The organism is Roseovarius salincola, assembly GCF_026891095.1.
GTDB lineage: Bacteria > Pseudomonadota > Alphaproteobacteria > Rhodobacterales > Rhodobacteraceae > Roseovarius > Roseovarius salincola.
The window spans coordinates 1-26,166 of record NZ_JAPTNL010000028.1 but is presented as its reverse complement, the minus strand read 5'-3'; the positions used below and the strand labels follow the sequence as shown (position 1 = coordinate 26,166).

25 protein-coding genes and 1 pseudogene are annotated in these 26,166 nt (G+C 60.8%); 4 read left to right on the top strand and 22 right to left on the bottom strand.

Going from position 1 to position 26,166, the window contains the following annotated elements; translation table 11 throughout:
• Window positions 1-338: 338 nt before the first annotated feature.
• The 15 genes and pseudogenes from N5A93_RS18460 to N5A93_RS18390 all read right to left on the bottom strand — a co-directional run bounded on the left by N5A93_RS18460 (window position 339) and on the right by N5A93_RS18390 (window position 14,028).
• On the bottom strand, window positions 339-1,067 hold the full coding sequence (locus tag N5A93_RS18460; protein WP_268956564.1) for a DUF736 family protein: 729 nt from the start codon (window positions 1,065-1,067) through the stop codon (window positions 339-341).
• 124 nt (window positions 1,068-1,191) lie between these two features.
• A complete protein-coding gene (locus N5A93_RS18455) occupies window positions 1,192-1,494 on the bottom strand; it encodes a hypothetical protein (protein ID WP_268956563.1) in 303 nt (100 codons plus the stop codon).
• A 100-nt stretch (window positions 1,495-1,594) separates the two neighbouring features.
• Window positions 1,595-2,056 (bottom strand): annotated as a pseudogene (locus N5A93_RS19530) (DUF6915 family protein).
• Window position 2,057: 1 nt separating this feature from the next.
• Window positions 2,058-2,444, bottom strand: coding sequence for a DUF6878 family protein (locus N5A93_RS18445; RefSeq protein ID WP_268956561.1), 387 nt, complete (start codon window positions 2,442-2,444; stop codon window positions 2,058-2,060).
• Between the two features lie 122 nt (window positions 2,445-2,566).
• A complete protein-coding gene (locus tag N5A93_RS18440) occupies window positions 2,567-6,829 on the bottom strand; it encodes a strawberry notch-like NTP hydrolase domain-containing protein (protein WP_268956560.1) in 4,263 nt (1,420 codons plus the stop codon).
• Window positions 6,830-6,931: 102 nt separating this feature from the next.
• Window positions 6,932-7,084, bottom strand: a complete 153-nt coding sequence (locus N5A93_RS18435; RefSeq protein WP_268956559.1) for an antitoxin PaaA2 family protein — start codon at window positions 7,082-7,084, stop codon at window positions 6,932-6,934.
• 247 nt (window positions 7,085-7,331) lie between these two features.
• On the bottom strand, window positions 7,332-7,850 hold the full coding sequence (locus N5A93_RS18430; RefSeq protein ID WP_268956558.1) for a type II toxin-antitoxin system YhaV family toxin: 519 nt from the start codon (window positions 7,848-7,850) through the stop codon (window positions 7,332-7,334).
• Window positions 7,847-8,173, bottom strand: coding sequence for a type II toxin-antitoxin system PrlF family antitoxin (locus N5A93_RS18425; protein ID WP_268956557.1), 327 nt, complete (start codon window positions 8,171-8,173; stop codon window positions 7,847-7,849). The genes N5A93_RS18430 and N5A93_RS18425 overlap by 4 nt, the downstream gene beginning before the upstream one ends.
• 128 nt (window positions 8,174-8,301) lie before the next feature.
• A complete protein-coding gene (locus tag N5A93_RS18420; RefSeq protein ID WP_268956556.1) occupies window positions 8,302-8,952 on the bottom strand; it encodes a DUF6927 domain-containing protein in 651 nt (216 codons plus the stop codon).
• A gap of 103 nt (window positions 8,953-9,055) precedes the next feature.
• Window positions 9,056-9,649 carry a regulator gene (locus N5A93_RS18415; protein ID WP_268956555.1) on the bottom strand — a complete coding sequence of 198 codons (594 nt, stop codon included), beginning with the start codon at window positions 9,647-9,649 and terminating at the stop codon, window positions 9,056-9,058.
• Between the two features lie 75 nt (window positions 9,650-9,724).
• Window positions 9,725-11,707 (bottom strand): ParB/RepB/Spo0J family partition protein, encoded by a 1,983-nt coding sequence (locus tag N5A93_RS18410; protein ID WP_268956554.1) that lies wholly within the window; start codon window positions 11,705-11,707, stop codon window positions 9,725-9,727.
• 158 nt (window positions 11,708-11,865) lie between these two features.
• Window positions 11,866-12,255 (bottom strand): DUF3768 domain-containing protein, encoded by a 390-nt coding sequence (locus tag N5A93_RS18405; protein ID WP_268956553.1) that lies wholly within the window; start codon window positions 12,253-12,255, stop codon window positions 11,866-11,868.
• A gap of 87 nt (window positions 12,256-12,342) precedes the next feature.
• A complete protein-coding gene (locus N5A93_RS18400; protein WP_268956552.1) occupies window positions 12,343-12,552 on the bottom strand; it encodes a DUF6330 family protein in 210 nt (69 codons plus the stop codon).
• 23 nt (window positions 12,553-12,575) lie between these two features.
• Window positions 12,576-13,517: an ArdC family protein gene (locus N5A93_RS18395; RefSeq protein ID WP_268956551.1), complete on the bottom strand. Its 942-nt coding sequence runs from the start codon at window positions 13,515-13,517 to the stop codon at window positions 12,576-12,578.
• A 40-nt stretch (window positions 13,518-13,557) separates the two neighbouring features.
• Window positions 13,558-14,028 carry a hypothetical protein gene (locus tag N5A93_RS18390; protein ID WP_268956550.1) on the bottom strand — a complete coding sequence of 157 codons (471 nt, stop codon included), beginning with the start codon at window positions 14,026-14,028 and terminating at the stop codon, window positions 13,558-13,560.
• Between the two features lie 293 nt (window positions 14,029-14,321).
• On the opposite strand from N5A93_RS18390, the gene N5A93_RS18385 reads away from it, so the two are divergent.
• Window positions 14,322-15,530 (top strand): Fic family protein, encoded by a 1,209-nt coding sequence (locus N5A93_RS18385; protein WP_268956549.1) that lies wholly within the window; start codon window positions 14,322-14,324, stop codon window positions 15,528-15,530.
• A gap of 206 nt (window positions 15,531-15,736) precedes the next feature.
• Here the strand turns inward: N5A93_RS18385 and repC are convergent, their stop codons facing one another.
• The 4 genes from repC to N5A93_RS18365 all read right to left on the bottom strand — a co-directional run bounded on the left by repC (window position 15,737) and on the right by N5A93_RS18365 (window position 20,448).
• Window positions 15,737-16,792, bottom strand: coding sequence for a plasmid replication protein RepC (gene repC, locus N5A93_RS18380; protein ID WP_268956548.1), 1,056 nt, complete (start codon window positions 16,790-16,792; stop codon window positions 15,737-15,739).
• Between the two features lie 238 nt (window positions 16,793-17,030).
• Complete coding sequence (repB, locus tag N5A93_RS18375; protein WP_268956547.1) at window positions 17,031-17,999, bottom strand: plasmid partitioning protein RepB; 969 nt, start codon at window positions 17,997-17,999, stop codon at window positions 17,031-17,033.
• On the bottom strand, window positions 17,999-19,198 hold the full coding sequence (repA, locus tag N5A93_RS18370; protein WP_268956546.1) for a plasmid partitioning protein RepA: 1,200 nt from the start codon (window positions 19,196-19,198) through the stop codon (window positions 17,999-18,001). Before repA ends, repB begins: the two co-directional genes overlap by 1 nt.
• 341 nt (window positions 19,199-19,539) lie before the next feature.
• Entirely contained in the window at window positions 19,540-20,448 is a 909-nt protein-coding gene (locus tag N5A93_RS18365; RefSeq protein WP_268956566.1) for a recombinase family protein, read from the bottom strand.
• A 226-nt stretch (window positions 20,449-20,674) separates the two neighbouring features.
• Here N5A93_RS18365 and N5A93_RS18360 point away from each other — a divergent pair, with 226 nt between their 5' ends.
• Together N5A93_RS18360 and N5A93_RS18355 are read left to right on the top strand one after the other, a co-directional pair.
• Window positions 20,675-21,742 (top strand): hypothetical protein, encoded by a 1,068-nt coding sequence (locus N5A93_RS18360; protein ID WP_268956545.1) that lies wholly within the window; start codon window positions 20,675-20,677, stop codon window positions 21,740-21,742.
• Between the two features lie 104 nt (window positions 21,743-21,846).
• On the top strand, window positions 21,847-22,311 hold the full coding sequence (locus N5A93_RS18355; protein WP_268956544.1) for a helix-turn-helix domain-containing protein: 465 nt from the start codon (window positions 21,847-21,849) through the stop codon (window positions 22,309-22,311).
• 254 nt (window positions 22,312-22,565) lie between these two features.
• On the opposite strand, the gene N5A93_RS18350 is transcribed toward N5A93_RS18355, so the two are convergent.
• From N5A93_RS18350 to nhaA, 3 genes are all read right to left on the bottom strand, one after another.
• Complete coding sequence (locus tag N5A93_RS18350) at window positions 22,566-23,381, bottom strand: sensor histidine kinase (protein WP_268956543.1); 816 nt, start codon at window positions 23,379-23,381, stop codon at window positions 22,566-22,568.
• Between the two features lie 2 nt (window positions 23,382-23,383).
• On the bottom strand, window positions 23,384-23,542 hold the full coding sequence (locus N5A93_RS18345; protein WP_268956542.1) for an entericidin, EcnA/B family: 159 nt from the start codon (window positions 23,540-23,542) through the stop codon (window positions 23,384-23,386).
• A 257-nt stretch (window positions 23,543-23,799) separates the two neighbouring features.
• Window positions 23,800-25,110 carry a Na+/H+ antiporter NhaA gene (gene nhaA, locus N5A93_RS18340; RefSeq protein WP_268956541.1) on the bottom strand — a complete coding sequence of 437 codons (1,311 nt, stop codon included), beginning with the start codon at window positions 25,108-25,110 and terminating at the stop codon, window positions 23,800-23,802.
• Window positions 25,111-25,725: 615 nt separating this feature from the next.
• Here nhaA and N5A93_RS18335 point away from each other — a divergent pair.
• Window positions 25,726-26,166, top strand: a 441-nt coding sequence (locus N5A93_RS18335; RefSeq protein WP_328407442.1) for an SLC13 family permease, incomplete at its 3' end; no start/stop codon positions are given.

The following is a 26,166-nucleotide window of genomic DNA, read 5'->3' as shown; positions in this document are numbered from 1 at the left end:
TTGTCATCGGTCGTTGAACAACCGCAGACTACGAAGAAGCGCGGTGGCCGCCAGCCCCAAACGCGCGCGGACTCTTACACCACCTCCCGGGGCACTACCGCGCAGCAACGTGCGAGTTCATTTGACCCGGCACCCAACGACCACAGCGAGTAATTCATTTGCCTAGCTGCAACGTAACATCCTGAAATTAATGTAAATCTCAACCTCTGGTAGGATATGGATGGTGTAGTCCCGAGAAGCGTAAGATATGTCTCGCTGCAACATCGAGACAAGAAAAAAGGGGAACCGTGATCCCACGGCTCCCCATTCGGTTCAGATCGTCTAACCTCGCGCGCTGATCATGCGACCAACGACAGCCCCGCGCCCGCGTCCTGCGGCTGCTCACCGCTGTCGATGAACGGGATGATCGAGAAGGTCTGCCCGCCGCGCTGTTCTTCGTTCTGCACGGCGTTGACACGCAGGTCGCCATCGGGCGTGTTGATTAGCAGCGACAGGTAGTCATTGCCCGTGCGGCTGCTTTTCGCCATCCAGGCCGAGCCGACGCGGATCGGTGCGCCCCGGGGCGAGCTGACCTCGATGCGGTAATCGGGGTGGGCCTTCTCGGATTTGTAGCTATTCTCGATCAGCATGAACTCCAGATCGAACATCATGTTGGCGATGTAGCCCGTGAAGGCGTTGTCAGCGTCCATGGCGGTGAGCTCGCCCGAGATCGAGCCGGATTTCATCAGGCCGTTCGAGACCAGCGGGATGATCTCGAACGCGCCGCTTTGGGCCGCACGCGCCTCTTTCGTCTGCACTGCGTTGACCCGGAACGGGCCCAAGCCGACATCAATCTGCATCGAGATGTAGGGGTTGCCGCTGGTATTGCCGGTCTCGTTCCAGGCCGTGCCGATGCGCACCTTGCGACCGGATTTGTTGACTGCCGTCACGTCAAAATCTGGGCTGCGTTCGGACATCTTGGCCCGCGCCTCCAACTGGATGGCGATGTCAAAGCGCGTCGAGTGGATCATGCCGGTGTACTGAGCGGCTGCGGTCTCGACATTGCGGGTGAGGGTTCCTGCGAACATGGGATGGTTCCTTTTGGATTGGCCGGTGTCTGACGTCCTTGCCAGCGCATCCGGGATTGCTTTCTCGACCCCTTGAGGGATCACAAATCAGAAAGCCTGCTTTCCTTTCAGCCCCGCCCACGGGTCAGAGCTGCCGTCCGAGCGGGAATGCCCCCGCGCCTCCGGGTGCTACGCCCCTCCCCTGCCCGTCTGGTCTTGATTGGCTGCCCGGATTTTCAACGCTGTCCTCCGATCGCGCGATGAAGAACTCCGCCTCTTTTCCGTTCAACCGTTGCCCGCTCCGGTCTGTCAGGCCGATGCAGCTACCATTCGGCACATAGGTGATCAGGTACTGACCGAGCCCGTCCTTGTGGACAACGTAGCCGGTATTGGCCCAATGCACGGTCTGCCCGGCATCGACGGCCGCCTTGATGTCATCGAGTGTCATGTGATCCTCCTTAAGAAGATTGGTGGGGAAACGACGCAAGAAGCCCGATCTTCCGACCGGGCTTCCATGCAGCATTCGTTTGGCTAACGGCCGAGAGCTGTCAGGCACCTTGCGTGGCTTGCGTCGCGCGCGACGCCATCCAATCCTTCAGGCCAAGAACCGTTCTTCCGGCTGCGACCTCGGAGGCCCAGGCGACCCTTGGATCGCCGCAGGGCTCGGAGCCGACATGCCGGTCGATATGGCCATTGGCCATCCATGGCTCGGGCTGGATCCGTCGCAGCCAGTCCGCCATGCTCGGGATGCGGCCCTGGCAGTCTTCGCGGACATGCTGTTAGCCGATCCAGCGCACGGGGATCTCTCGACAAGCGCTATTGGTTAGGGTCAAGCCGAAGACACGTTCGGCCTCAAACAGGCCTTGGGCATGGTGACGCATAGCTCGGTGCGTGAAGAGCGCGAGGTGCTCTTTCGAGGCGTCAAACCAATCGTGCACAGCCTGATAGTCAGACGGCACCCCGCCGAATTTCCGGGCAGAGCTTTCGGCATGATGAAGCGGGTGGGCCATCTCAAAGACCCTCGACATAGCTGTGCGAGCTTTCGACATAGCGATCCGCATGGTCGAGGGTGATGCTGTCTAGTGCTATGTCCCAGGTCAGCGTGCCGTAGCCGCCCTCGTTGTTTTCGAACCCCGGGTGATGGTGATAGGCGAGCGACCAGGCGAAGTCGCCAACCTCTGTGGCAAGCGGCTCCGGCAGTTTGACGTCTGCAGGCTGCACCGTGACATCCTCGACATTGCCGGAGTCGCCATAGCCTTCGTATTCGGCAGTGACCTCGCTGATGCCAAGCGCACGTAGTTGCGCGAGCAGCTCCGTTCGGGATGCCTTCAAGGTGGTTTCGCGCTCTGCACGCCACTGAGCCGCCATTGCGGCATAGTCGATCTGGGGATTGGTCATGGGTCTGTCCTCTTGTCTGAATTTGGGGGGACCGGGCGTGGCATTGGTCTGCGCGCGCCCGGAAAGCGCAGACCGGGCAAACCCCGATCCACGACGCCCGACCGGTAGCCCGCTTTGACTTTTCAGGCGGCTTGTTCTGACGTCATGGCGGCTTCCTGCCCCACGATCCGGGCCAGAATGCTTCCCGTGTCGATCCCGTCCCCATGCGGCAGGAACACCCGCAGCTGGAAGGCGATGATCTCGGTGAAACACCCCATGGCCTTGAGACCTTCAATCATGCCCCGATCCGCACCGCCCAGCTCGAGACGCATCTCGCCTGCGACGCGGCGACGGGTGAGGGTCAGACCCCGGCCCAGATCGACCGGCGCGGTGGTGCCCAATGCGGCGGTCAGCATCTCTTGCGGTGTTTGCGGGTTGGAGACGAGGAAGCGGGCGCGCAGCGCGGCCGCTCCTTCCTCGCTCAGCGTGCGCCCGATCATGGCGGTCGCCCCGTCGGGCGTGACGCGGTAGATGCGCTCATTGGTGGTCGGAATGTCCTTCCAGATCGGCAGCAGCAGCCCGGTCAGCAGGTAGAGCTTGGTCGTGGTGGTTTTTGGCAGGGACGCAGCTTCGGCATCCCAAAGCCGTGCGAACTCGGGCTTACCGATGTTCTCCCAGGCTGATGACTCGAACCGCGTCTCCTCCAGATAGCTCGACCCGTTGGGCCGCAGCGCCTTGCGCATCAGCGTGACAATGTCCTCGTCATACATCTGCATAGGGCGCGCCGAGATGAGCGCCCCGCGGCCGGAGGCGCGATTGACCATCGGCAGCTTGTCCGGATTGCGCGATATGGCCTCTTCAGCGCCCAGGACATGGACCGGGTCCGTCACCTCGAGCCCGATAATCCGCGTCACCGCGCCGGATTTCGGGCAGGTCCAGAGATCCTCTGTGGAGACCTGTTCGATCTTTTCGCCACGCAGGGTTTCCACGCCGAGATCGAGCGTGCCCGCCGCGCGCGCCCGTTCAGTCTGATCGGCAATCCGGCGCATGAACTCGGCAAAGAGCGCGTTCTGCATGTGGATGGGCAGGGCCAGAACCCGGTTCAGAAACCGCTGGATCGGGGGAAGCTCCTCAAGGAGCACCCCATCCTTGTCGATCAGCCGCAAGGCCGTCCAGTCGGTGAAGCTCTCGTAGCTCATCGCCTCAGCGCGCCCGGCGGCAAGATCGGCGAAATACCCACGCAGCGCCGCCCGCGCGATCGGGCTTTCCAGATTGTCCTCCTCCCGGAACATGCCCTGCGAGCCGGTTTCGCGCTGGCCCTTGGTCAAGGCCCCCAACTGGTCGAGGCGCTTGGCTATAGTCGAGGTGAAACGTTTCTCGCCATGCACATCCGAGGTGCAGACCCGAAAGAAGGGCGCGCTGACCTGGGCAGAGCGATGCGTGCGGCCCAGCCCCTGGATGGCCGCATCTGCGCGCCAGCCGGGCTCCAACAGGTAGTGCCGGCGCCGTTTCTGGTTCTTCGCCGTTTGCGCCGCGTGATAGGATCGGCCCGTGCCGCCTGCATCGGAGAAGATCAGGATATCCTTTTCGCCGTCCATGAAGGCTTGGGTCTCCGACGAATTGCTGCTGGCGGCGCGCTTCTCGATAAAGAGATGGCCATCCTCGGCCTTGAGGGGCCGGATGGACCGCCCCGTGACTTCTGCGACGGCCTCGTCGCCAAAAGCCCAAAGGATCTGATCGAGCGCCGAGGGGATCGGAGCCAGCGTAATCAACTCCATCATGGCCGCGTCACGCAGAGCGAGCGCCTCGCGCGAGACGACCAGCGCGCCAGTTTCATCGCGGAGCGGCTCGGCCACCATATTGCCGTCGATCTCGACCAGCTTTTGCGCATGAATCGGGAAGGCCTGTTCGAGGTATCCCAGAACATAGTCGCGCGGCGTTAGCGCGCCCTCGACCAGCTCGTCCTCCCGGTCCATCGTTTCAAGCCGACGTTTCAGCAGGCTCTCACCCGTCGAGACCACCTGGATGACGCAAGCCTTGCCCGCCGCCAGATCCTCCTTGATGGCGTGGATGATGCTTGGAGCCTTCATGCCCATCAGGAGATGGTTGAAGAAGCGCTGCTTCGTGCTCTCGAAGCGGGACTTGGCCGAGGCGCGTGCGGCCGACGCATTAGTTTCCCCTGAGGCATCGTTGACGCCGGTGGCGGTCAGTGCCGCTTCGAGATTGTGGTGGATCGTCCGAAACGCTCCAGCGTAGGCGTCATAGACCTCGATCTGGGCCGGGGTCAGCGCGTGTTCCAGCACATCGTATTCAACACCGTCGAAGCTGAGGGCACGCGCTGTGTAAAGCCCGAGCGTCTTGAGATCGCGCGCAACCACCTCCATGGCGGCGACACCGCCAGCTTCCATCGCCGACACAAAGCTCTCGCGGCTTGGGAAGGGGTATTCGGGGCCCTGCCCCCAGAGCCCCAGCCGCGCGGCATAGGCCAGGTTGTGCACGCTCGTGGCGCCCGTGGCCGAGATGTAGAAGACGCGAGCCCGGGGTGCTGCCAGTTGCAGCCGCAGGCCCGCAAGGCCCTGCTGCGAGGGTTTGACCCCCCTGCCCTGCTCGGACCCGGCCGCGTTCTGCATGGCATGGGCCTCATCAAAAGCGAGGACGCCTTCGAAGTCTTCACCCATCCAGTCGAGAACCTGGCTCAGTCGCGTGGTACCGCATTTGCCCGCGGACCGCAGCGTGGCGTAGGTGACGAAGAGGATTCCGTCGCCCATCGGGACGGGCTGATCCGGTTTCCATTTGGAAAGTGGCTGAATGTCGGCAGGCGAGCCGCCGAGATCGGTCCAGTCGCGGATCGCGTCCTCGATAAGCGTGGCGGATTTGGAGACCCAGATAGCCTTCCTGCGCCCGGAAAGCCAGTTCACGAGAATGAGCCCCGCGCATTCGCGGCCCTTGCCGCAACCGGTGCCGTCGCCGAGGAAATAGCCAAGGCGATAGGCACGTGCATCCGGGTCATCATCGGCGCGCGTCAGCTTGGTCTGGTCGTCATCGATGGTAAACCGACCGGGCAGATCACGCCCATGGGCATCATGCGCCATGATGATGGTCTCGAGCTGCGCCTCGGAGAGATCTCCCTCCTCGATCAACCGTGTGGGCAGGCGCAAGTCATCACTGCCCGTGTTTGAGGGCATGGGCGGGGCAACCGAGGCCATGGCGATGCTTTCGACGAGCGGGGTGGGATGTTCCTGCGCACCCGCGATCTCGATCCGTTGCGGCCGGTAACGCGCATAGATGTCCGAGATGGGCGTGTTGTCGCGCGGGATATCAAGGCTGGTAAAAGTTAGCGGGACAACGGCATTGGCCCGGGGTTTGGAGGCGGCGACAGGCGCAGCGGCGGTCTTGCGCGGAGCAGAGGATGGAACGGTCGGCCGCCCGTTAGGGATCGCCGCTGCCTGTTGTACGGGGCGCATCTCGGTCCGGGTTGAGGCCACGGCGTCGACATATGCCAAGGCTTCATCCAGATCCCGCACAGGGACGCGGATCATCTCGCCGACCTCCTGCACCTTGTCGAAGACCATCAGCTGGGTTTCGACAGAGGTGCCGAGCTTGCGGTAGACCTGCCCTGGCATCGTCAGCGCCAAGCGCGGCGTCAGGAGACCGCAGGCGCGGGACCAATGCGCGGCATCGCGTTCGGGCGTGAATCCCGGCGGCATGATCGCCACAAGCCGCCCGCCGGGTGCCAGGCGCTTTGCAGCCGCGATGAGATGCTTGGCGGCGATGTGCTTGTCTCGGGAGCGATCGACCGAGGAGGCGAAGGGCGGGTTCATCACCACGACGTCGGGTAGAACCGGCGTCTGCAGCAGATCATCGATATGCTCGCCGTCATGGCCCGTCACCTCGCCGCCGAAAACCGCGCGCAGGAGGCGCTGGCGAAAGGGGTCGATTTCATTGAGCACAAGCGTGGCACCGGCCCGGGCGGCGAAAGCGGCCAGGGCACCGGTGCCAGCCGAGGGCTCCAGCACAGTCTCGCCCTTGCGAATGGCTGCCGCCCGCACGACCATTGCCGCGAAAGGCAACGGCGTGGAAAACTGCTGCAGCCGGATCTGCTGCTCTGACCGGCGCGTTTCCGTCAGGAGCCGTGAGGCAAGCAGCTTTGCAGCGGCGATGTCACCTGCTGCACCGTCCCCACGCAGCAAAACCTGGATGGCCGCGGCCTGCATCAGCTCATAGGCCATGCGCCAGTCCCAGGCACCGCCGGCATCGCTGCCATGAAACGTCTCGCGCATGATGCGCGCGAGCGCTGAACTGCGCAGGGGCTGGTTGTCGACCTCCGCGCCGATCTGCGCGAGGGCAGAGATGAGGTTAGCGTCGGATTCAACAGGATTGGGGAGCGTTGAGAGAGGCTTGGACATGGGAAATTCCTTTGGATCAGGGTCTGAGTTCCAAAGGACAAAAAGCCCGCTTTCGCTTTTCAGGGTGACGGGGGTCAGACCGCGCTGACCTCCAAGGCTTGGTCAGGACTTGGGTTCGACCTGCCGCTTCGCATCAATCAATGCCTGTGCGGCCTGCATCACCTGAACCTGAGATGTTCCCGTGCGTGCATCCTCCAGCGCGGCCTGTACCTGCGCGCAAAACCACGCGTCATACGAATTCGCTTCAGCGGCCACGGAAATGCTCCTCTAGGCCCCAGTCCAGAAGCTTGCCGAGGTCATCGGTCATGTCTGCAGCGCGCACGGCAATTGGGAATGCTTCCATTTAATCCGAGACGCGCCTTGTTCATCGGTGCCGAGGTGCGGCTCTTCCTTACCCGTTTGGTCCATTGCGCTTTCTCCGACTATACTATGGGTCGATGCTACATCACCCAGCCTGGCGTCGTAAACGATAATGCCATAGGGTCACAGCAAGCTGGCCCACTTACCGATCGGGCGCCGCTTCAAGGGACTTCTCGAACCGCTTGTCCGCCGCCGCAGCTTCTTTCAAGAGCACGTCGAAATTGTCAGGTGGATTGCCATCTTCCAGCATCCCTTTGAATGTCGCATAGGCATCCGTTTTGCTGCCGTAGGCGCGCAGGGTCTTGTCGTCATTCACCCATGCCACCACGATGACCTTGGCATCGCTGTTGAAGCGGTAGAACAACCGATACTGCTGGAAGAATTTCGCCCGGAACCAGTGCTTGCGATGATCGCCGAGTGTGCCGCCTTGCCGGAAGGCTGCGGCGCCCGGGTCCGCCGGTATGGCCTCGGTCATCAGCTTCAAGATGGCGGCCAGCCGTTTCGTGCAATTTTTCTTGCGCCAGGTCTTGGGATCGCGTGCCTTACGCGCCTCGACCTCCTCGATCAGCCCTTCGAGCTGGTCCAGAAAGAGTGGATGCGCATAAATCGACCATCCATTCACGACAAGTGGCGCTTGGGCGGACACACTATCGCCGGTCATTCATCTTCGAGCGATAGCGGTGCCTCGAGATCGACGTCAACGTCTCCGACCAGTGCTGCAAGACGGTCATGCAAAGCCCCATCGAACGCCCGAATGCGGTCCGGATGCGCCTTGATATCGGCCTCGACAAAATCGAGAAAGGCTCCGAGCACGGGATCTTCCTCTTCGGTGCGCACGGGCTCGATATAGACCCTGCCACTCGGCTCGGTGCAGTAGCGAATCTGGTCGCCCTTCCCCAACTTGAGCTGCTTGCGCACACCCGCCGGCACGGTCGTCTGATACCGATCCGTGAGTTTCGAGACATCTTGTGCGAGCGCTGTCATGACAGTCTCCTGAAAGAAAAGGGTCTTTGCTGCCCGCGATAGGTAATGCATTTGCATTGCCTTGTCAAGACAAGCCGCAGGATCTGCTGTCGCCGGGCAGGTCGATCAACTGTCCGGCGCAGCACCTATTATCTCCCCGCCAGGAACTCCGCCAGCACAGGACTGGCCGCGCCCTTCGCGGAGCTGAGCAGCTCCGAGCCGGCAAGCGAGGCCTTCGAGAGCCGAACGAGCCCGCCGGTTTCCTCGATGCGGTAGCAGCGGCGTTTCTGCCGGCCCCGCCTGTAGTGCGTCGCGGTGACGATCTGGCATGTACTGCCATCGGTGAGCGTCACGGGCGCGGCGAGCCTAATCTTGTCGCCTTCCTGGTAGTCTGGAATCGACGCCCAATCCCGGCAGCGCTGACGCCAGTCATGGGCGTAGCTGTCCGGGTCTTTCAGGTCGGAGAGGAGCTCGATCAGCCCAAGGGGAGCACGAGATTCGTTCGGGCCAGCGCTTTCCTCCATGTCCTTGTAGCCCCAGCAGCCGTCATCGTATCGGGTGAGGAAGACAGCCCCGAAAGTGATGGAGCCATCCGCATCGGTGACATAGGTCGTGTCTTCGACAGGGGTGCCGTCGAGATTGGTGACCTTTGCCGCCGCATACCAGGTTGAGCCGACCTTGCAGGCTTTGACCAGCTCGGCTTTGCGCGTGTCGCCCTCGAAGGTGCAGAGCCGGGCGATTTCCGCTTTCTCATCCGCGTAGGATTTGACGCGGCCGTCGGTGTAGAAAAGCCAACCCATTTCAGAGTCCTTTCTCTCGTTTGGGAAAATTGTTGTCGCCAATGTCCCGAGAGGGCCGCAGGCCCGGCAGGGTATTGGCGATGCTTGTTTGAGAAAGGGCGCGTTACGCCACCCTCCGGTCGTCGATCTCCATCAGCGCATCGAGCGGCACGCGGTAGGGCTGCATGGCGTCGAAATCCTCGCAATTGCCGCAGTTCTGCACGATCGCGAAGGTGTCGCAGGCATCCTTGAGGATGACCCGGAAGGTGCCGCCGAGACCCGAGGGCACTTCGTAGGTCCCGCCGATGAGATAATCCGAGGCCCGGCGCACGAAGACACGGATGCTGTGGCCATCGGTGGCGAGCCGGATCGCACCCCGCCCCCGGTCGATGAGCACCTGCACGTCATCCAGGATGTCGGTGTAGAACTGGCCGGTCAGATCGCGAAACGCTATGCGGCGCTGCGCCATCCAGTCGGTGTCCCGAAACGGGTTCATGCCGTCGGCGAAAGCAAAGGAAGGATCGGCCTGTTCGGTGGTGACGATACGGGTGGTCGTGCCATCGATGCCGTTTGAGCGCAGATGCACACCATTGCCAACGATGAGGATCAGGGCCGGCCTGTCCACGGGCCCGTTCCAGTTGGGCAGGAAGGTTTTGCAGGCGCGCGCATGGGCGATCTGCGCCGCAACTGCGGAGGCAGAAAACTTGAGAATAGCCATGGGGATGTCTTTCCGTTGGGTGTGGGAGGGTCGACCCGCGCGGGTGCAAGATCCACGCGCGGGTCGCGTGATGGCTCAGGCCGCTTGCGCGACCTCGCTGTCAGGCTCCGGGGTTTCCGCAGCGGGCTCCGCCTCATCAAAGGCGAGACCGGCGGTCTGCATCATCGGCGGGCACCAGGCGGCCACGGCAGCGCACTGCGCGTCCGTGAGCGTGGCGAAGGGCTCTGAAAAGAGCTTGTCGCAGAAGGCGACGATCTCCTTCTTGCTCGACGAGGCCAGCGTCACAGCCTCCTGGGCGAGACCCAGATCCTCGCCGAGGATCTTCAGGAGCCAGGCCTTCTTGAAGCGGTTGAACAGCGCCGCGTTCGGCGTCCAGTGGGCGCGGATGTCGGGCATGATCTCGATCTCGAACGCATGCATCAGGCTGTCGCGCTGGCGGTCCCGCGCGAAGCAGGACTGCGTGGTGCTGGCGGTTGCAATGGCGACGAGCTTCGCCTTCTCGCCGGCCTCCAGCGCGCGAAACGCCGCGAACTGATCGGCGGGCGCGCGGGCGTCATCGAGCCACGAGAGGTCAAGCGCATCATGCGCCGCCGCCACCTGCTCGAGCGAGGTCTCGTCGATCTCGTCCATCTTGGCGTGGTTGCGGTATTCCTTGCGGGCATCGATCTTGATCGCCGGCGTGACACTCATTCCGCGGGCCAGAACATCACTGACCAGCTTGAAGAGCGTCAGATCAAGCGTGGCCTCCGGATGCAGCGCCATCGCAGCGCCAAGGGCCATGGCCCGCTCTGTCTTGAGGTCCTCAGCCAGTGAGGCTGGATAGGTGATTTCGCCGGCGTCCGGGGCTTCTTCCCCGGTCGGGCTAGGCGAGGAGCCGCGTGCGCCCTCCTCTTTGACGGTGTCTTCCGGGCGGACGAGGCCAACATGGAGGGTCACCTGCCCGCCCGACCAGGACGCGATCACCCCAGACCGCGCGAGGTCCTCGGCGCTGTAGGCCTCCTGCAGATCGCGCGCTTCCTCTTCCAAGGCGTCCACGCGCTCGTAAAGGGCATTGTAGGCACCGTCCTCGAGCCCCTCATCCTCCATCTCGAGCTGCAATTTCTCGAGTTCGGCGCTGATCTCATCGATGCGCTTCTGGGCAGCCTCATCCGGCTCGATCGGGCCGGGATAGACGCGGCCGTAGTCGGCCATGGTCGCGTAATCATAGCGCACCATCGCATCGGCCCAGGCAAAGCCCAGCTTTATGCGGGCCTCTTCGGCGGCGGCACCGAGCTTCTCGAGCAAAATGGTCTCGACCAGTGCCGCATCCTCAAGCACGGAATGCTCTTCCAGAAGGTCAGCCGCGACTGCGCCGCCACGCGCCTCGTAGTCCGCGCGCACGAAAGCCCCGATATCATCGCTGACCTGCACACCGCGGGATTTGAGCGCCTGACGGACCGTGTAGGCCTGCAGATAGCCGCCGTCTTTCGTGAGCGCCTCGAAGACCTCGCGCTGCGCCTCCTGGCTCGGGTGCTCGGCGAAGGCTTTCATCGTGTCGAGCGTGATCACCTTGCCCCGGGCCGCGGCGCGGATGTCGGGGTGGATAAGGCCATAGCGCAACCGGCCTTTCACGGCCGCCACCGTGGTGCCGAAGGTCTTTGCGATGGTCTCGGGCGTCTGGCCATCGACCTCCATCATCCGGGCGAAGGCCTCGAACTCGTCGATGGCATTCATCGGCGCCTGGGTGATGTTCTCGGCGAGCGACAGCGCCGTGGTGACGTCGCTCTCCTCAGGGACAAGGCGGCAGTCGACCTTGGTTTTCGCGGTGAACCCCTTGGTGGCCTTGTCGGCGATCAGCTCCTTCAGCGCGGCATGGCGTCGGCCACCAGCGAGGACAGCGTATTTGCCGTCAAGCTTCTGGACCAAGAGCGGCTGGAGCAGGCCCAGCACAGCGATGCTGGCCTTCAGATGCGCGATGTTCTCGGGGTCATAAGTTTCCGGCGCGTTGCTGCGCACATTGGCTGGATGCGGGACCAGATCGCCGATGGCGACGGTGAGAGGGGCAAAGCTTGTGGTCATGGGATATCCTTCCAGGTGGGTGAGATGCGGCCCGCGCGCTTGCGCGTGACCAATCCCCGGCTTCAGGGATCACCACGACAAAAGGCCCGCTTTGCCTTTTTGAGGGGCAGCGGGCCTTCATCGTCTCAGATGTCAGGGGGGAGGAGTCCCCTGCCCTTCTACCAGTCGCGCGCCAGCATGATGGTCAGCACGCGCATGGTAGTGGCGGGATTGTCCGGGGTCTCAGCGCCGTAGCGGAAGTCCGAATCCGCCTCAAAGAGATCGATTTTCCAGAACACGGTCTCGCCCCGGATCTCGACCGACCCGAAATCGTGCCAGCCTTCCGGGTCATTCTCAGGCTCGAATGTTGCAAACTCACCGGTGGCCTTCACCGCCTCGGCCATGAAGCCGTCACCGGCCTCCATAAGCGAGCGGGTGACATGCATGCGGCCCTGGATGGGCTGCGCGGGCGGCACCCCAAGGCATGCAAGTTTGCGAAACGCGTCATTCTGCGCCGCGATCACACTCGGATCCGGGCGGTCTGGCTGGGGTTGTACGGTCATGGACATGGGGATCTCCTTTGAGAAGTTGAAACACCCTTCCCAAAGCCTGCTTTTTCTTTTCCGCCGGTCGGAAGGACCGAAGCAGAAGGCGCCCTACCCGAACAGCCCTTTGGGTCTGTAATTCGGGTTGGGGATGGTTTCGATCCAGCCGCCTTGTTCTTTGATGCTCTCGAGCGCTGCCGAGAGCGGATAAGCGCCCTCGGCAGCGCTCCACCAATAGGCACCGCGCTTGAAGGCGATGATCTTGCGGCGGCCGTCGTTGAAGCAGGCCACCCGCAGCGTTTTGGGTTCCTTACGTGACATGGGTGTCTCCGTTCTCCGTGCGGTCAGGCGGCCTCGGCACTGCGACCTGCCCTGCCCATCTCCGATCTGGCGATCAGATAATCACAGGCGCGCTGCGCGTCCGCGGCGTGCCGGAAGATCGCGCCCTTGTCCGACCGAAGGACCCGCAACCAGTTGTGCAGGTAGGCGGCATTCATCTCGAGCGTATGCGCCGTGAAGCCGAGCGTCTGACCCAGGAACACCGAGGTCAATTCCGCGACGATCTCCTCGCGCGCATAGGACGTGTTGCCAAACTTCGAGAACCCGAAATCGCGGTTCAGTCGATGCGGGGCTTTCGTGGCATGGGCCAGCTCATGGGCCCAGACCCCGTAGAAACTGCGCGGGTCCTGGAAACGAGTGATGGACGGCATGTAGACCTTGTCCACGGGCGGCAGATAGTACGCTTCCGTTCCCGTGAAGACGGTTGTGATGTCGATGGCATCGAAAAACGCCTGCATGTGCGGGATGGGCTCGGACGGCGGATGCTCGGGCACGGGCTCCGGGTCAGGGTAGAAACTGTCGGGCAAGCCCTCGATCTGGCAGGCATTGAACACGCGGTAGGATTTCTGGAAGCGGAATATACGGGCTTCCTCGGAGTGATCATCCCCGTCGCTGCGGTCATGCTCATCGCCGCCAGCGTCTTTCCGGCTTTGACCGTAATAGACGACGACAGAGGATTTCTCGCCCTTGCGAACCTTTGCGTCCAACGCATTGGCTTGCGGCAACGTCATCCAGAAGGGAGAGCTGTGGCCCGCCATCACGGTCCGCATCGTCAGCAGGAAGTTGTTCACCCCCTGGTAGGGTTCACCGCCCACGCGCAGGGGACGAGAGCTGCCACCTGCGGTCCAGGGCTTGCGCCACGGCAGAACACCGCGCTCGATGATACGGATGATTTCGTTTGTGATGACCTCGGAGGCATCGAATTTGGGCGTGCGGGATCGGGCCATGACTGGCGTCCTTTCGAGTTTTGGTGAGAGGGAATGGTGATCAGATTGACTGAAGGGGCCTCGGATCGTTGGCGATCCTGGCACCGAGGGCTTCGACCATGTCGATGTAGGTGGTCAGCGACACGGACCTGCCGGGGCCCCAGGGTTCAGGGTCGACTGATCCGTCCCGCGTCACCCGCGGCAGGTTCGCGAAGGCAATCACATCGGTGACGGGTCGGATATCGATGAACGGGGTCCCTCGTGCGACCGCAAGAGTGGCCAAGGGAAAGCGCTCGATTGGCGCGAAGGTTGAAACGGTGGTCCAACCGAGATGGATGAATGTCCCACCCTCTCCGCAGATCACATGCGCGTTAGGCAATAGCGCCGCCTGCTTCAGATAACCGAGATCACGCAGGACAGTCTCGCGCTCGAGCCGTTGTGCCTGCCCCGTCTGTCCGGTTCGGCGTAGTTCCTTGTGTCGCCGCCACGAGGCAGCGGTCGCGCGCAACACGCGCAAGACACCTGTTTGCATGGGAATGCCCTCCATCAGGAACGGCAGACCGGAACCCGGCCCGGACCCATCTGAGGGATCCCAAAGGCCCTCATCCGTCAGTCACAAAACCCGAAGAACACTTTCACTTTTTCCGGCCCCTTTGGGCACACAACAAAACCGAAAAGCCCGGCACATCTGCCGAAGCCATTGATTTCATGCAGCAATTCTAGATCGGCAACCAAGACCGGCAACGCATATCGGCAAAACCTTGCTTGAAAGTACGAAATGTGTTTATTTTTCAATTACTTTGCAAACATGGAAGATCGGCAAAAATGCTGGAAACACCCGCCAGAATCGAACCCTGCTTCTTCGAGGAGCATATTCCAACAAAATTGGCAGACCTTTCGGTCGACATCCAGAGGGAAGCCACCGGGCTGGGACAAGGGCTGCATCCCGACAGTGCAGCCGAGCTTGCCGATCTCGTCCGCGTGATGAACTGCTACTACTCCAACCTGATCGAAGGACACAACACACGCCCTCGCGACATCGAAAGGGCGCTGGCTGGCGCCGAGCTTGAGGAAGAAACCCGCCCTCTCGCCCTTGAGGCCCGGGCGCACGTCATCGTTCAAAGGGCCATCGATGAGATGCATCGCAAGGGCACCCTGCCCCGCCCCACATCTGTCGACTTCCTGACTTGGGTCCATAAGAGCTTCTACGACGAGATGCCTGATGAGTTTCGGATCATCGAACACCCCGATGGCACACAAGAGCCAATCGTTCCGGGACGCATGCGCCAGGATGACGATCGGGAAGTCGCAGTCGGACGCCACCTACCACCCTCATCGTCGCGCGTTAAGGCATTCATGGATCACTTTGACAAACGATTTCAGATTGCGGCGCGGTCTTCGAGCGGTCGGATCATCGCAATCGCGTCCGCCCATCACCGGCTGAACTACATCCACCCTTTCCCGGATGGCAACGGCCGTGTCAGCAGACTGATGTCTCATGCTATGGCCCTCACTGCAGGGATCGGTGGCCAAGGGCTCTGGTCTGTATCGCGTGGGCTGGCCCGCGGGCTTACCGATCGGGGCGAGTACAAACGGATGATGGATCTGGCCGACAGCCCACGCCGCGGAGACCGCGACGGACGGGGGAACCTGTCAGAAGCGGCACTGAAGACGTTCAGTGAATGGTTCTTAAGGGTGACGCTCGACCAGATCACGTTCTCCGCGAAGCTGTTTGATCTCGGCGGACTGGACCAACGGTATCGTCGTCTTGTTGCAGATACCATCGATGACAAACGAGCGCCGGAACTGATTTCGGCGGTTCTCCGGCACGGTGCACTGGAACGTGGCGAGGCGCAGATTGTGCTCAAGACGTCGGAGCGTACGGCTCGCAACACGCTGAGCAAACTGACTGCCGCTGGATACCTGACTTCCTCCTCGCCGAAGACGCCTGTCCGATTGGCGTTTCCGTTGGACTATCGAGAGCGGCTCTTTCCAAACCTGTTTGGAGATGGTGACCTCCCAAAAAAAACCTAGGGATTTAGGGTGTAATGCCTGACCGCCGATTTCTTTCATGGGTGGCGAGATTTCCATCAAGGGTCGCTCGTGTGGCACTTGTCCACCTCGGTGGACATCTGCTGGTCTGAGATAAACTGAACAACCACCACGCGCCGCTAGGTGCTTTTGGACAGTTGTGGTTGCCATAAGCGCCGCTTCCCGTTCGAAGTCCACCGCGGTGGACATTAGACGGTTTGCTCATTGATTTCGGACAGTCGCTTGATCAAAGCTAAAGGATCAAATTGGTTTTGCCTTTGACCCAAGGTGATACTGTGGAAATACGCTCCAAAATCCCTGATACGTTTTCCAAGCTGTAGCATGATGAAGATCGCGCATGATGCTTTCTGAGCTCCTACAGCATTCTTTGCTTTCTCAAATGTTTCTGGGTGAATGCCCATCATGGGTGCAAGTGTTCGAGCATGGTTTTCAATGTCGAACCAGTTTCTAAGTCTCTCTGTGGAGAAGGATGTTGCCTGATCGCATACTGAGGTCAGCAAGTGTGGCTTCAGTTTTTCATCGGCTATGTCGTTATCTAAATCTTTTTTTTCTTTTTTAGACTTAGATTGGTGCCGGACAGTTTGTCCGTCATTGGCGGGCAATTTCATAGTTTTTGGTGGGTCATCTGGGGTAGATAAACTCTGGCATTCTGCATCTATACTGGCGAGCAGTGCGTGATATTCGGGGAGGCTCAGCTTCCTGCGTAGAGCTTTCCGTGCGTGGTTGATGAATGTGTTGCTGGGATCATGTTCTTCCAAATGGGCGAGCTTGGTAAGGATCTGTTTGCGAATAAATATCCGATCGCGCCGGTTATTCTCTATCTCTTGCGCGATGGCGATAAGCTCGCTCGCACGTTGGAGCAGGGGGGTGAGAGACAATCCATAACTGATGCACTTCCCGCCGGATGAGCGTACGCGGTAGCGCTTTCGGTTCGAGCTGTCATTGCGCTTGATGAATCCGAGTTCAACGAAGCGGTTGATGTGCCTGCGGAGTGTCCGTTCGTCGATCCCGCCAACGCGCTGGCAAATGGTGTAGTTGGACGCAAATACCGTTTCGCCGTGGCCAGGTTTCAAAAAGCTGAGCATTGCTTGAAGGGTCTGGATGTGGCCAGGGCGAAGCCCGAACACGCTGCGCGCGTCTCTCAGGGCCCGGAAGATGGTCCAGATATCGATTTCAGATGCGGGAATTGAGCCGCATGATGCATCTGCACCAGCAGCCTCGATTGATAGTTTTGTAAATGCCATGATTTGATCACGATGACCGTTTGGCCCACAGCTTCCCTGTCTCCTCCCAAGATTTTATCTGGGAAAAGGCAATAAAAATCGGTTCACCGAATCGGTGACTCTTGACCGGTTTGCTGGAGGTTGCTACATCATGAGTGCAAATCGAATGATGAGGGCTCTCCAGGGGAAACTTTGGGGGGCTCTTTTCTTTCTGGTCTTCGCTTTTCTCCTTTGCTCGGGTTCCTCTATTTGGCCTGGGTTAGGACCCAGAGCCGCTCTCATTCCGCCACTCATCGAAGAGTTGCAAAAGCGTAGCTTCCGCACGCTCCTCGAGCCACTGGCCGAATTCCGGGTTGTCCTTTTTGGCGATCTTGATGGCGATCGCTTTCTGATCGACTGTCAGCGTTCCGACAGTGTCGCCGCTCTCATTCTTGACGACGGACGTCACGCCGCTACTGGTCAGTTTTTTGTCTGCACGCGCCTTGTGCGAGCAAGCAGAATAGACCGCCTGAAATCTCTCGGGGCTTGGAGTGTCGTCGGGCAGGGCGGCGACCACCTCTTTGGCCGAATTCACCAAGTCTACCTTTCCCGATAGGGCCGCTAAATCACCCCACTGCCGTCTTCCGATGCCATGTGCCGGCCCGATAAGCTGAACAAGCCCATCAGGCAGTTGATCGATAACGACCCGGTGGTTGGACACGCCTTGCCGGGTTAATCCCAAAGCATCCTGAATGACGCCGGGTTTATATCCAATTTCCTGCATCTCTTTGATAAACAGAGATTTTTCTATGAAAGAAGGATCAAGTCGAAGGTTGTTCTCTTGACCCTGTGCGATAAGCGAGGCGTCGTCGTCCAATGTGCGAACAATTGCCTTGACCGTTCCTCCGATCTTGCGGATCGCCGCCAGTCTACGGCGACCGTAGATGATGCGGTATCTGTCGGGTTGGCCCGATGGGCGGACCATGATCGGCACTTGTTGGCCATGCTTGCGAATGCTCTCGGCAAGCTCGTCGATACTCGAATCTTCCAGCACCAACCGATCGCGAAGGCCATCCATGTCAATCTGATCGGGTTCGATGTCCCGGATCGAATTGGCCGTGATTTCGCGCAAGGAGTCCCGCAATCCGCCAACAGAGCCGGGCAGCTTTGCAGCTTTTTCCAGGGTAGGGGAGGGAGCCGCGCTCTCTTTTTCGTCCTTCGGAGGTTGGTTGAAAATGTTTCTGGCCATCAGCGACGCCCCCATGCCATTTGGATCGTCTGCTCCAGTTCATCGGCAACGCCGTTCACGCTGGTCAGAGCGCGATCAATCGTTTTCCTGATGAACTGGCCGGGATCAACTTCGTAGACGGTTTGCTGGGTCATTCCGGCGTCAGAGATTGCGGTAGACTTCAGCATGGGTTCAGTCATGACCTGGCCGGCGAGAATTGATCTCAGGTAGCCAGCCATTTGGGTCTGTGGCCCGTCTGACGGCTCATACCTTGTGATCAGGAATTTGACGAAATCCCATGTCACACGCCGTCCAATCGCTTCTTCCACGGCCTTTACCGTTTCTGACGCAAGTTTCAGGAATTGGCTCATGGAAGCGATGTCGAGCATGCCTGGTACGACGGTTACGAGGAGCCCCGTAGAGGCCGCCAATGCCGTGAGAGTCAGAAAGCCGAGTTGAGGAGGGCAGTCGATCAATACGATGTCGTAATCTGCCTCTACCTCCTCGAGCGCCAAGGCGAGGCGCTCCGCAAAAATGGGCTGCATCCGACGGGCGAGCGCGTTTGCTGTCTCGGTTTCGTACTCCGAGAGCATCAAGCCCGCCGGAACCATGTCGAGTTTGTGAAAGTAGGTCTTTTGGATCACGTCAGAGAGCGGAACCTGATCCTCATATCTCAGAGCATCATAGATTGTTCCGCCCTCGGCGAACTCGAGCTCAGGGCGAAAGCCGAAAAATGTGGTCAAACTTGCTTGCGGATCGAGATCCAGAACCAAAACACGGTAGCCGCGCAAGGCATAACGCTGTGCAAGATGTATCGTCGCTGTTGTTTTCGACGAACCACCTTTGAAATTGACGACCGATAGCACCTGAAGTCGGTTGCCATCGCGTCGACCTGGCCGATACGATTCGGCGTTCTTTCCTGTGCGCTCCAAGATGTTGCGCAGTTCGTCCACTTCTTGGGCTGTGTAGAAGCGGTGCCCGCGGTTATCAGTATGCACTTCCGGGAAGCTACCGTCCTTGTGCCGGTTGCGCAGGTTAGAAGTGCTTACGCGCAGGAGACCGGCAACTTCGGTCGAGCTGAAACGCCGCAAAACTTTACGCTCTTCGGGTTCGAAGGCGATCTTCATCTGCCGATCCAAGGACTCGGCCAGATTGTCGGCAAACGTGCCGATGTCAGAAGAGCCTATGCCTTGCGCATATCCAACGTTTCGATCATCCATATCCTGCCGCCCGCTCTTGGCCTCTGTTAAGGCTCTTGATCATTTTGACGACGCACAACGTGTCTGACGCAATTTGCCGTCAGAATGGGAATGCCACGATCCGCCGAGTCCGGCAAGAAGAATCTAGATGTAGTGCAAAAGTTATCCACAGCACCTATAGGTGTTGCCGCGTAAAAAACTCAGCAAGTCATTGATATAGATATATTAAATGCAGATCTAACCGAATCGAGCCGCTACTCTGTTGAGTTGGCACAATAGCAGCTAACCCCAAGCAACTAATGGCACTTTCTGCCTCCTGCGGAGTTTTCTCCCGGTGAAACTCTTTGGATTCGGGTCAGAAGCTACACCTGATCTTGGCTCGATTCGTACGGCATGAGGCCAAGTCGTTCCGCCCGTTCCAACAGCATTTTCACCGAAGACGGCTGCCAGCTTGTCCGCCCGCGTGGCGTGCGCTCGCGCATCGCTTTCAGGCGGGTGCAGATCGCCTGAAGCGTGATGTCGGGATCCGCGCCCTTGATGGCAGCGACGATGGCGGGCAAGCGATCGTCCGTTTCGCGGCGCCCGGCGCGGGTTAGGACCTCGGCGGGCAGAAACCCGTCGCGGACGTAGGCTTTCACGGCGCGGAGCAAGCGGTTTTGCGTCCAGCGCCGATCATGGGGCAGGGGGCCATTGATAATCCGCAAGACGTCTTCCCAAGCCATATCGGGGCGCAAGCGGCGCACATGGGGCACCCAATCTTGCGCGGTCTCGTTCAGGCGCTCCATGTAGCCGTCCTGTCGCGCCAGCCGCACCTTGCGCAGCGTGGCGGGATCCTTGGCGCTTAGCCCAGGATTGCCACCAACGCGACCTTTGGCGCGCGCAGAGGCAAGACCCGCCTTGGTACGCTCGCGGATCAGAGCGCGTTCAAACTCCGCCGCGGCACCGAGGACCTGCAAGGTGAACTTGCCCTGAGGCGAGGCAGTATCGATCGGGTCGTGGAGCGAGCGGAAGAAGGCACCCTTTGCCTCCAGACGTTCGATCACCTCGAGAAGGTGCGACAAAGACCGCGCAAGCCGATCAATCCGCACGACGACCAGCGTGTCGCCCTGGTCCACGCGCTCCAGCACGCGCGCAAGCACAGGACGCGCGCGATTGCCGCCGGAGGCCTGTTCTTCATGGATTTCTGCGCAGCCTGCGGATTTCAGGGCCTGCGACTGGGGCAGTGGGGTCTGATCCTCGGTTGATACGCGCGCATAGCCTATCAGGGGCATGAAATCCGGCCGTTTGCAATTTAAGATATCGCTATTAAACGACCGTTTGAAAACGAATGCAAGGGCGGGTTCTGTGGCCCTGCCTACCGGAATGCCCTTGGTTTCCATACAATGAGCGCGATCAGAGAGACCTCCGCGACCATCGCCCGCGCGTGTTATATAAAGAGCGTGGGCGCACTCTGACAAAACCCTTGGGTAAAATGCAAAAACGCGGTATTTTGCACATATGAAGCCTCAAGCCCCTGCCTTTCATGATGAATCGGACGCTCTCCTCCTCGACGCTGAGGAGGTGGAACAGTCGTCTGAGGACGATCTTTGGTTCCTGCCCGGTCCCATGGAAGAGGAGCCGGATTATTTGCCGCCCGGACCACGGGCCGAACCGCGTGAAGCCGAGGTCGTCGACGATTGGCGGAAAGCAGAGGCGGGTCATGCTGCGCGTCTTGCCCGTGTGGCCGGTCGCGTCGGCGCGCTGGACGACCGACTGAAGCGCGGCCCGGAAGGATGGCGGCACAGGTTAGCCCTGATCGAGGCTGCCGACCTCAGCTGGTTCGTGGGTGACCGCATCGGCCCGGATCGGCTGGCGCTCTGGATCTCCATGCGCCTGTCCGGCGTGCAGGACGATACTGCGGCGCTCTCGCGTTGCGGATGGGCGGTGCGGCGGCTGACAGGTGGTCCGGGGCCGGAAGCTGACCTGTCCGCCTTCCTCGACCGCCGCGATCCTGAGAACATGGCAGATGAAGCCGAGCCCTTCGCGGACCGCGCGTGCGGTTGGCTCAACCTGATGGCACAAGTCGCCGATCTTCACCCGATAACCCGCGCCTGCATCGGTTATCACCTCTGGAGCCTCGCGGGCCTTGGGCAGCAGGGCGATCGAATGGAAGCGGCAGTAACGGCCGCGCGGTTCGCGGCCAGCGAGGGCAAGGGGGCAGTCTTTGCACCTATGACCATGGGTGGGGCAGGGGGGCTGCGCGCCGGTGGTCCACCTGCTGAACGTCTAGCGCGCTGGCTTGACGGGATGGAGACCGGATGTCTGACCGCAATGCGACACCTCGACGATATCGAGGCATGGTCAGCGAGGGCGGAAACCGAGATGACCCCACTCTCGGGCAAGACCCCACGCGCCTTACGCGCCGTGCTAACGGAATGGCCGCTCGTCTCAGCCCCGATGGCCGAGGCCCTGACCAAGGCCAGCCGTGCCGCTGTCCAGCGCAACCTCGCCTGGATGGAAGCGCAGGGTCTGGTCCGCGAGATGACCGGGCAGGGACGATATCGGATGTGGCGCACTACGAACTGAAGGCTGCGCCAGTAGGGCGTGAAGAAAACCGCATACACTTAATGCACTTGTTGCACTTATTTCATATATGGTGGTAAACAGCAGAAAACGGAGAGGAGACCACCATGAACATGTCGGGACACCGGCATCTTCCACCGACCCCTCAGGACGCTGCGATCGCGCGCGTCTCGGGACAGGCCCTGTCGCGCTTTGCAGCAGCACGAGGACCGTTGAAATTTCGCGTTACAGATGCGGAGCAGATGGAACCGGTCGAACTTCCAGCAGGCGCTGTCGCGCTGCTCATGGAGATCCTCGAAGCGATGGCAGCCGGCCGCGGCGTCACCATCATCCCCGAAAATGCCGAGCTCTCGACGGTCCAGGCGGCAGAGGTGTTGAATGTGTCGCGGCCGTTTCTGATCAAGTTGCTTGAGGATGGCAGTATCCCGCATCGAAAGGTCGGCAAGCATCGTCGCGTCCGCATGGAAGACGTCATGTCGTACAAGGCCGCAATCGACAACGAGCGCGAAGCCGTCCTCGATCAACTGGCCGCTGATGCACAAGAGCAGGACATGGGCTATGGCTCGAAATGAGCCAGTACACGGTCCTGTTCGACGCGAATGTCCTCTACCCGGTGCCAGTCGAGCGACCGTCCAGCGTAACCTTGCCTGGATGGAAGCACGAGGTCTGGTTCGCGAGGTGACCGGGCAGGGGCGTTATCGGATGTGGAGCGCGCAAGGTTAAGCACAAAGCAAACAGCGATGGCGTGAATCTTCTGTGACTGATTTACAGTCCGGGAGGCACGGAAAGTTCAAACGGGCCCGGGCCACAGGCCCGGCAGACACCATCACTCCGCCGCAACCGCCCTTGGCGCTTCAACCATCGCCGCCGCGTTACTTTCGGCCGCGGCTGGTGTATCTGGGATGGTAACGCGGAAGCACGCGCCTTCAGCGAGGCCGTGAACGAGACTGATGTCTCCGCCATGAGCGCGGACAAGATCTGCCGCAATCGCAAGCCCGAGACCGGATCCTGAGCCGTTGGGCCGGGTCGCCCCTTGGGAAGACTGGAACAGATGCTTCTGCGCAGTCTCCGGCACGCCAAGGCCGGTATCGCGCACGTCGATGGTACAACCGGCCCCATTATGCCGGGCATCGACCCGGATCTCCTTGTATCGAAAGCCTGGGCCCTCCAGCGCCAGAATGGCGTTGCCGCAAAGGTTGAGGAGGACGCGGAAGAGATCATCCGGGTCGGCGTCGATCTCGACGGTGGCCAAAACATTGTTTTTCCAACCGATATCGCCATGGTCGAGATCAAGCGTGTTCGCGACCTCGTTGACCAACGGTGCCAGTGAGAGCCGCTGCCGTTGCGGAAGACCCTTCGACGCCTTGTCATAATTTCGCGATGTCGTGCAGAGCGCGATGGCCCGCTCCAGCGAAGCCGTCAGCTTAGGAGCCAAACGCTGCACCGTGGGGTCATCGACCTGCGCCAGCCGGTCCGACAGAAGCTGCGCACATGTCAGCATGTTGCGCAAGTCGTGGTTGATCTTGCGCGTGGCAAGGCCGGATCCCGTCTCATCCAATTGTCCGTTTCTCCGTGTGCCGAAATCGCGCATCGTTGTGCCGTTCATCCGGTTGTCCGGTACTTTGAGTTGGTCGATATTCATTCTCAATACCCCTTGTTCTCGGTGGCCGAGTCAGACACGGCATCCGCCCCGGCAGACACGTCCTCACCCAGCCCGTCCACGGTGTTGCACGCTTGGAGCGCGAAAGATGCGGACAGGGCCGCCGCAAGGAGTGTGAGCGTGGTGAGCTTGGGCATCTTCATGTCGGTTTTTCCTTGTGTCGAGTTACGCACGGCGATGGCCGCGATCTCTTCCGCTCAGACTATGTCGCTTCCAGAAAGTGGGCACTTACCTGTATCAGCCTCTCGGGTGATCTGGCCGGTCCGGGCTCAATGCCCCCGGGCCGCCGGCAGATGCAGGATGAGCGACCGTCCGTCCGGGGATAGGCGTTGTGTGAGGCGCGCTTGGTTCCGGCGGATCGAAACCGGAGGCGGTCTGCGCGTCTCGCTGCGCGTTGCTGTTATCGCGGTCGCAATGTGAGCCAGGTCAGCAACAAGCTGCCAAGGATCGCGGAAAGTGCCGATCCGCCGAGAATGCCCAACTTTGCCGCATCCAGGACTGGTTGCTCGAACGCAAGGCCCGCGATGAACAGCGACATGGTAAAGCCGATGCCTGTAAGGAACGCCCCGGCGGCGATGAAGGGCCATGACAGGCCGGGCCCACGGGTAGCCAGACCGGACTGAACCGCGAGCCAGCTGAACACGAACACCCCGGCCGGTTTTCCCAGCACCAGACCGACGACGATCGCCAGCGAAACCGGCTGTGCAAAATCCGCGCCCCCGATCGTGATCCCGGCATTGGCCAGCGCAAAGAGTGGCATGATGATAAAGCCCACCCAAGGGTGCAGCATCATCTCGAGACGCTCGACAGGAGAGAGCGATTCCGTCACGGCCCTGCCGGCGCGGCGCAGGTCCTCGCGATCTTCAGTGTCGCCGCTCCAATGGGCGCCGGCTGGATAGGCGAGTACTCCGCCGAGAATGGAGCGCAGACGTGTGTCGCTGACCCAGACGCGGGTCGGCGTCATGAGCCCGAGAATGACACCGGCAATGGTTGCGTGGATGCCCGACGCGTCGAAGCACAGCCAGATCGCGCCTCCCATCAGGAAGTAAACCGGGATGCGGCGCACCCCGAGTTGCGCGGCGCTGGCAACGACCACGAGCCCAAGCGCCCCGAGACCGAGCGCAGACCAGTTCATCGCCTCCCCGTAGCTGAAGGCGACGACGAGAACGGCACCGACGTCATCGAAGATCGCCAATGACAGAAGGAACAGCCGTAGGCTGGGCGGGATCCGGGTCCCGAAGATGGCAAGACATGCGATGACGAACGCGGTATCGGTCGCCATCACCGTGCCCCAGCCATGCATGCCCGGCTCCCCGACCATCAAGGCCAGATACAGCGCGACCGGAACTGCCATGCCGCCCAAGGCGGCGGCGAAGGGAAGCGCAGCCATTCGCGGATGTCGCAACTCACCAAGGACCAGCGCGCGCTTGAGTTCAAGCGAGATCACGAAGAAAAATAGCGTCATAAGGCCGTCGTTGATCCAGTGCCGCAACGACCGGGTAAAGTCGAGCGCACCGAAGCTCAGGCCGACCGGTGTCTCCCACAGCGCCAGATATGCGCCTCGCCAGGGCGAGTTGGCCAGGGCCATCGCCACCAGAACGGCCAGCAAAAGAAGACCGCCAGATGCCGCTTCAATCTTCAGGAAACGCGCAAAGGGCTTTGTAAATCTGTCGGCCGCTTCGCGGGGCAGACTTTCGGGATTGTCGATCATGGATTCAAGGTGCCTTTTCCGACCTTGATTGGCAAACGCCATCAATAATTGGGCCCCGCTCTCGGGACAGGGTGTTCGCTCAACGCCTTCGGGCCGTGTCCCCGGCGGCCATGAACCAATTCCCGGGGCACTGCCGGTCGGCGACCTCCGCGATCTCTTATATCCAGACTACGTCGATTGCAGAAAGCGGGCACTTACCTGCATCAGCCTCTCGGTTGATCTGGCCGGGCTCCGTCCACCGGGAACAGGCTGGGCCATTCATCACGAGCGGGACCACGCGGCCGATCGAGGCCGTGGCGGCTACTCCCCGGTCTGTGTCGGGTGACAAGACGATCATGAAAGCGAACAATCTTTGGCATGTGCGCGCAAGTTCGATATACGGGCGGCAGCAGCAAGACCGCCCATGAGCTGACGGGGCATCGTGCTTTCCAAGCGTGCGTCCCGACCGTGCCAAATCCGGGAACCTTCTGCCAGCGTCATTGACTCTCTGACTCTATCGGCAACCACAACCAAGCAGAGGTGAAACGATGGCAGCGAGCAAACCGGCCGACAGTGCTGCCATGCGGAAGACGCTATGGGGTCCCGGCACAGGGCAGAACACGAGGACCGTGGCATGTGGGCAAGGATAATATGTTGACTGATTTTGTGACCGGGTACCAACCCTATCTTGCGCTGGTTCTACTGCTGATCCTGTTGGTGGGTTTCGTGCATGAACGCTTTGCCCCGGACGTTACGGCCGCGGGAATGGCTGCGCTTTTCATAATCTTCGGGCTGGTGCCCCCTGATAAGGTTCTGGCGGCGTTCTCGAATCCGGCGCCGATCACGATTGCGGCCATGTTCATCATCAGCGGTGCGTTGGTCCGGACCGGCCTTCTAGATGCGGTCGCGAACCGCGTGGTGGCCGGCGCGAGCCATCGGCCGGTCGCGGGAACCGCCGTGTTCCTGCTGGCAACGCTTGTGGCGTCGGCCCTGATGAACAACACGCCCGTTGTGATCGTCCTCATACCGGTGGCGATCCGCTTGGCACAAAGTCTCGACCTTGCAGCCACGCGCCTG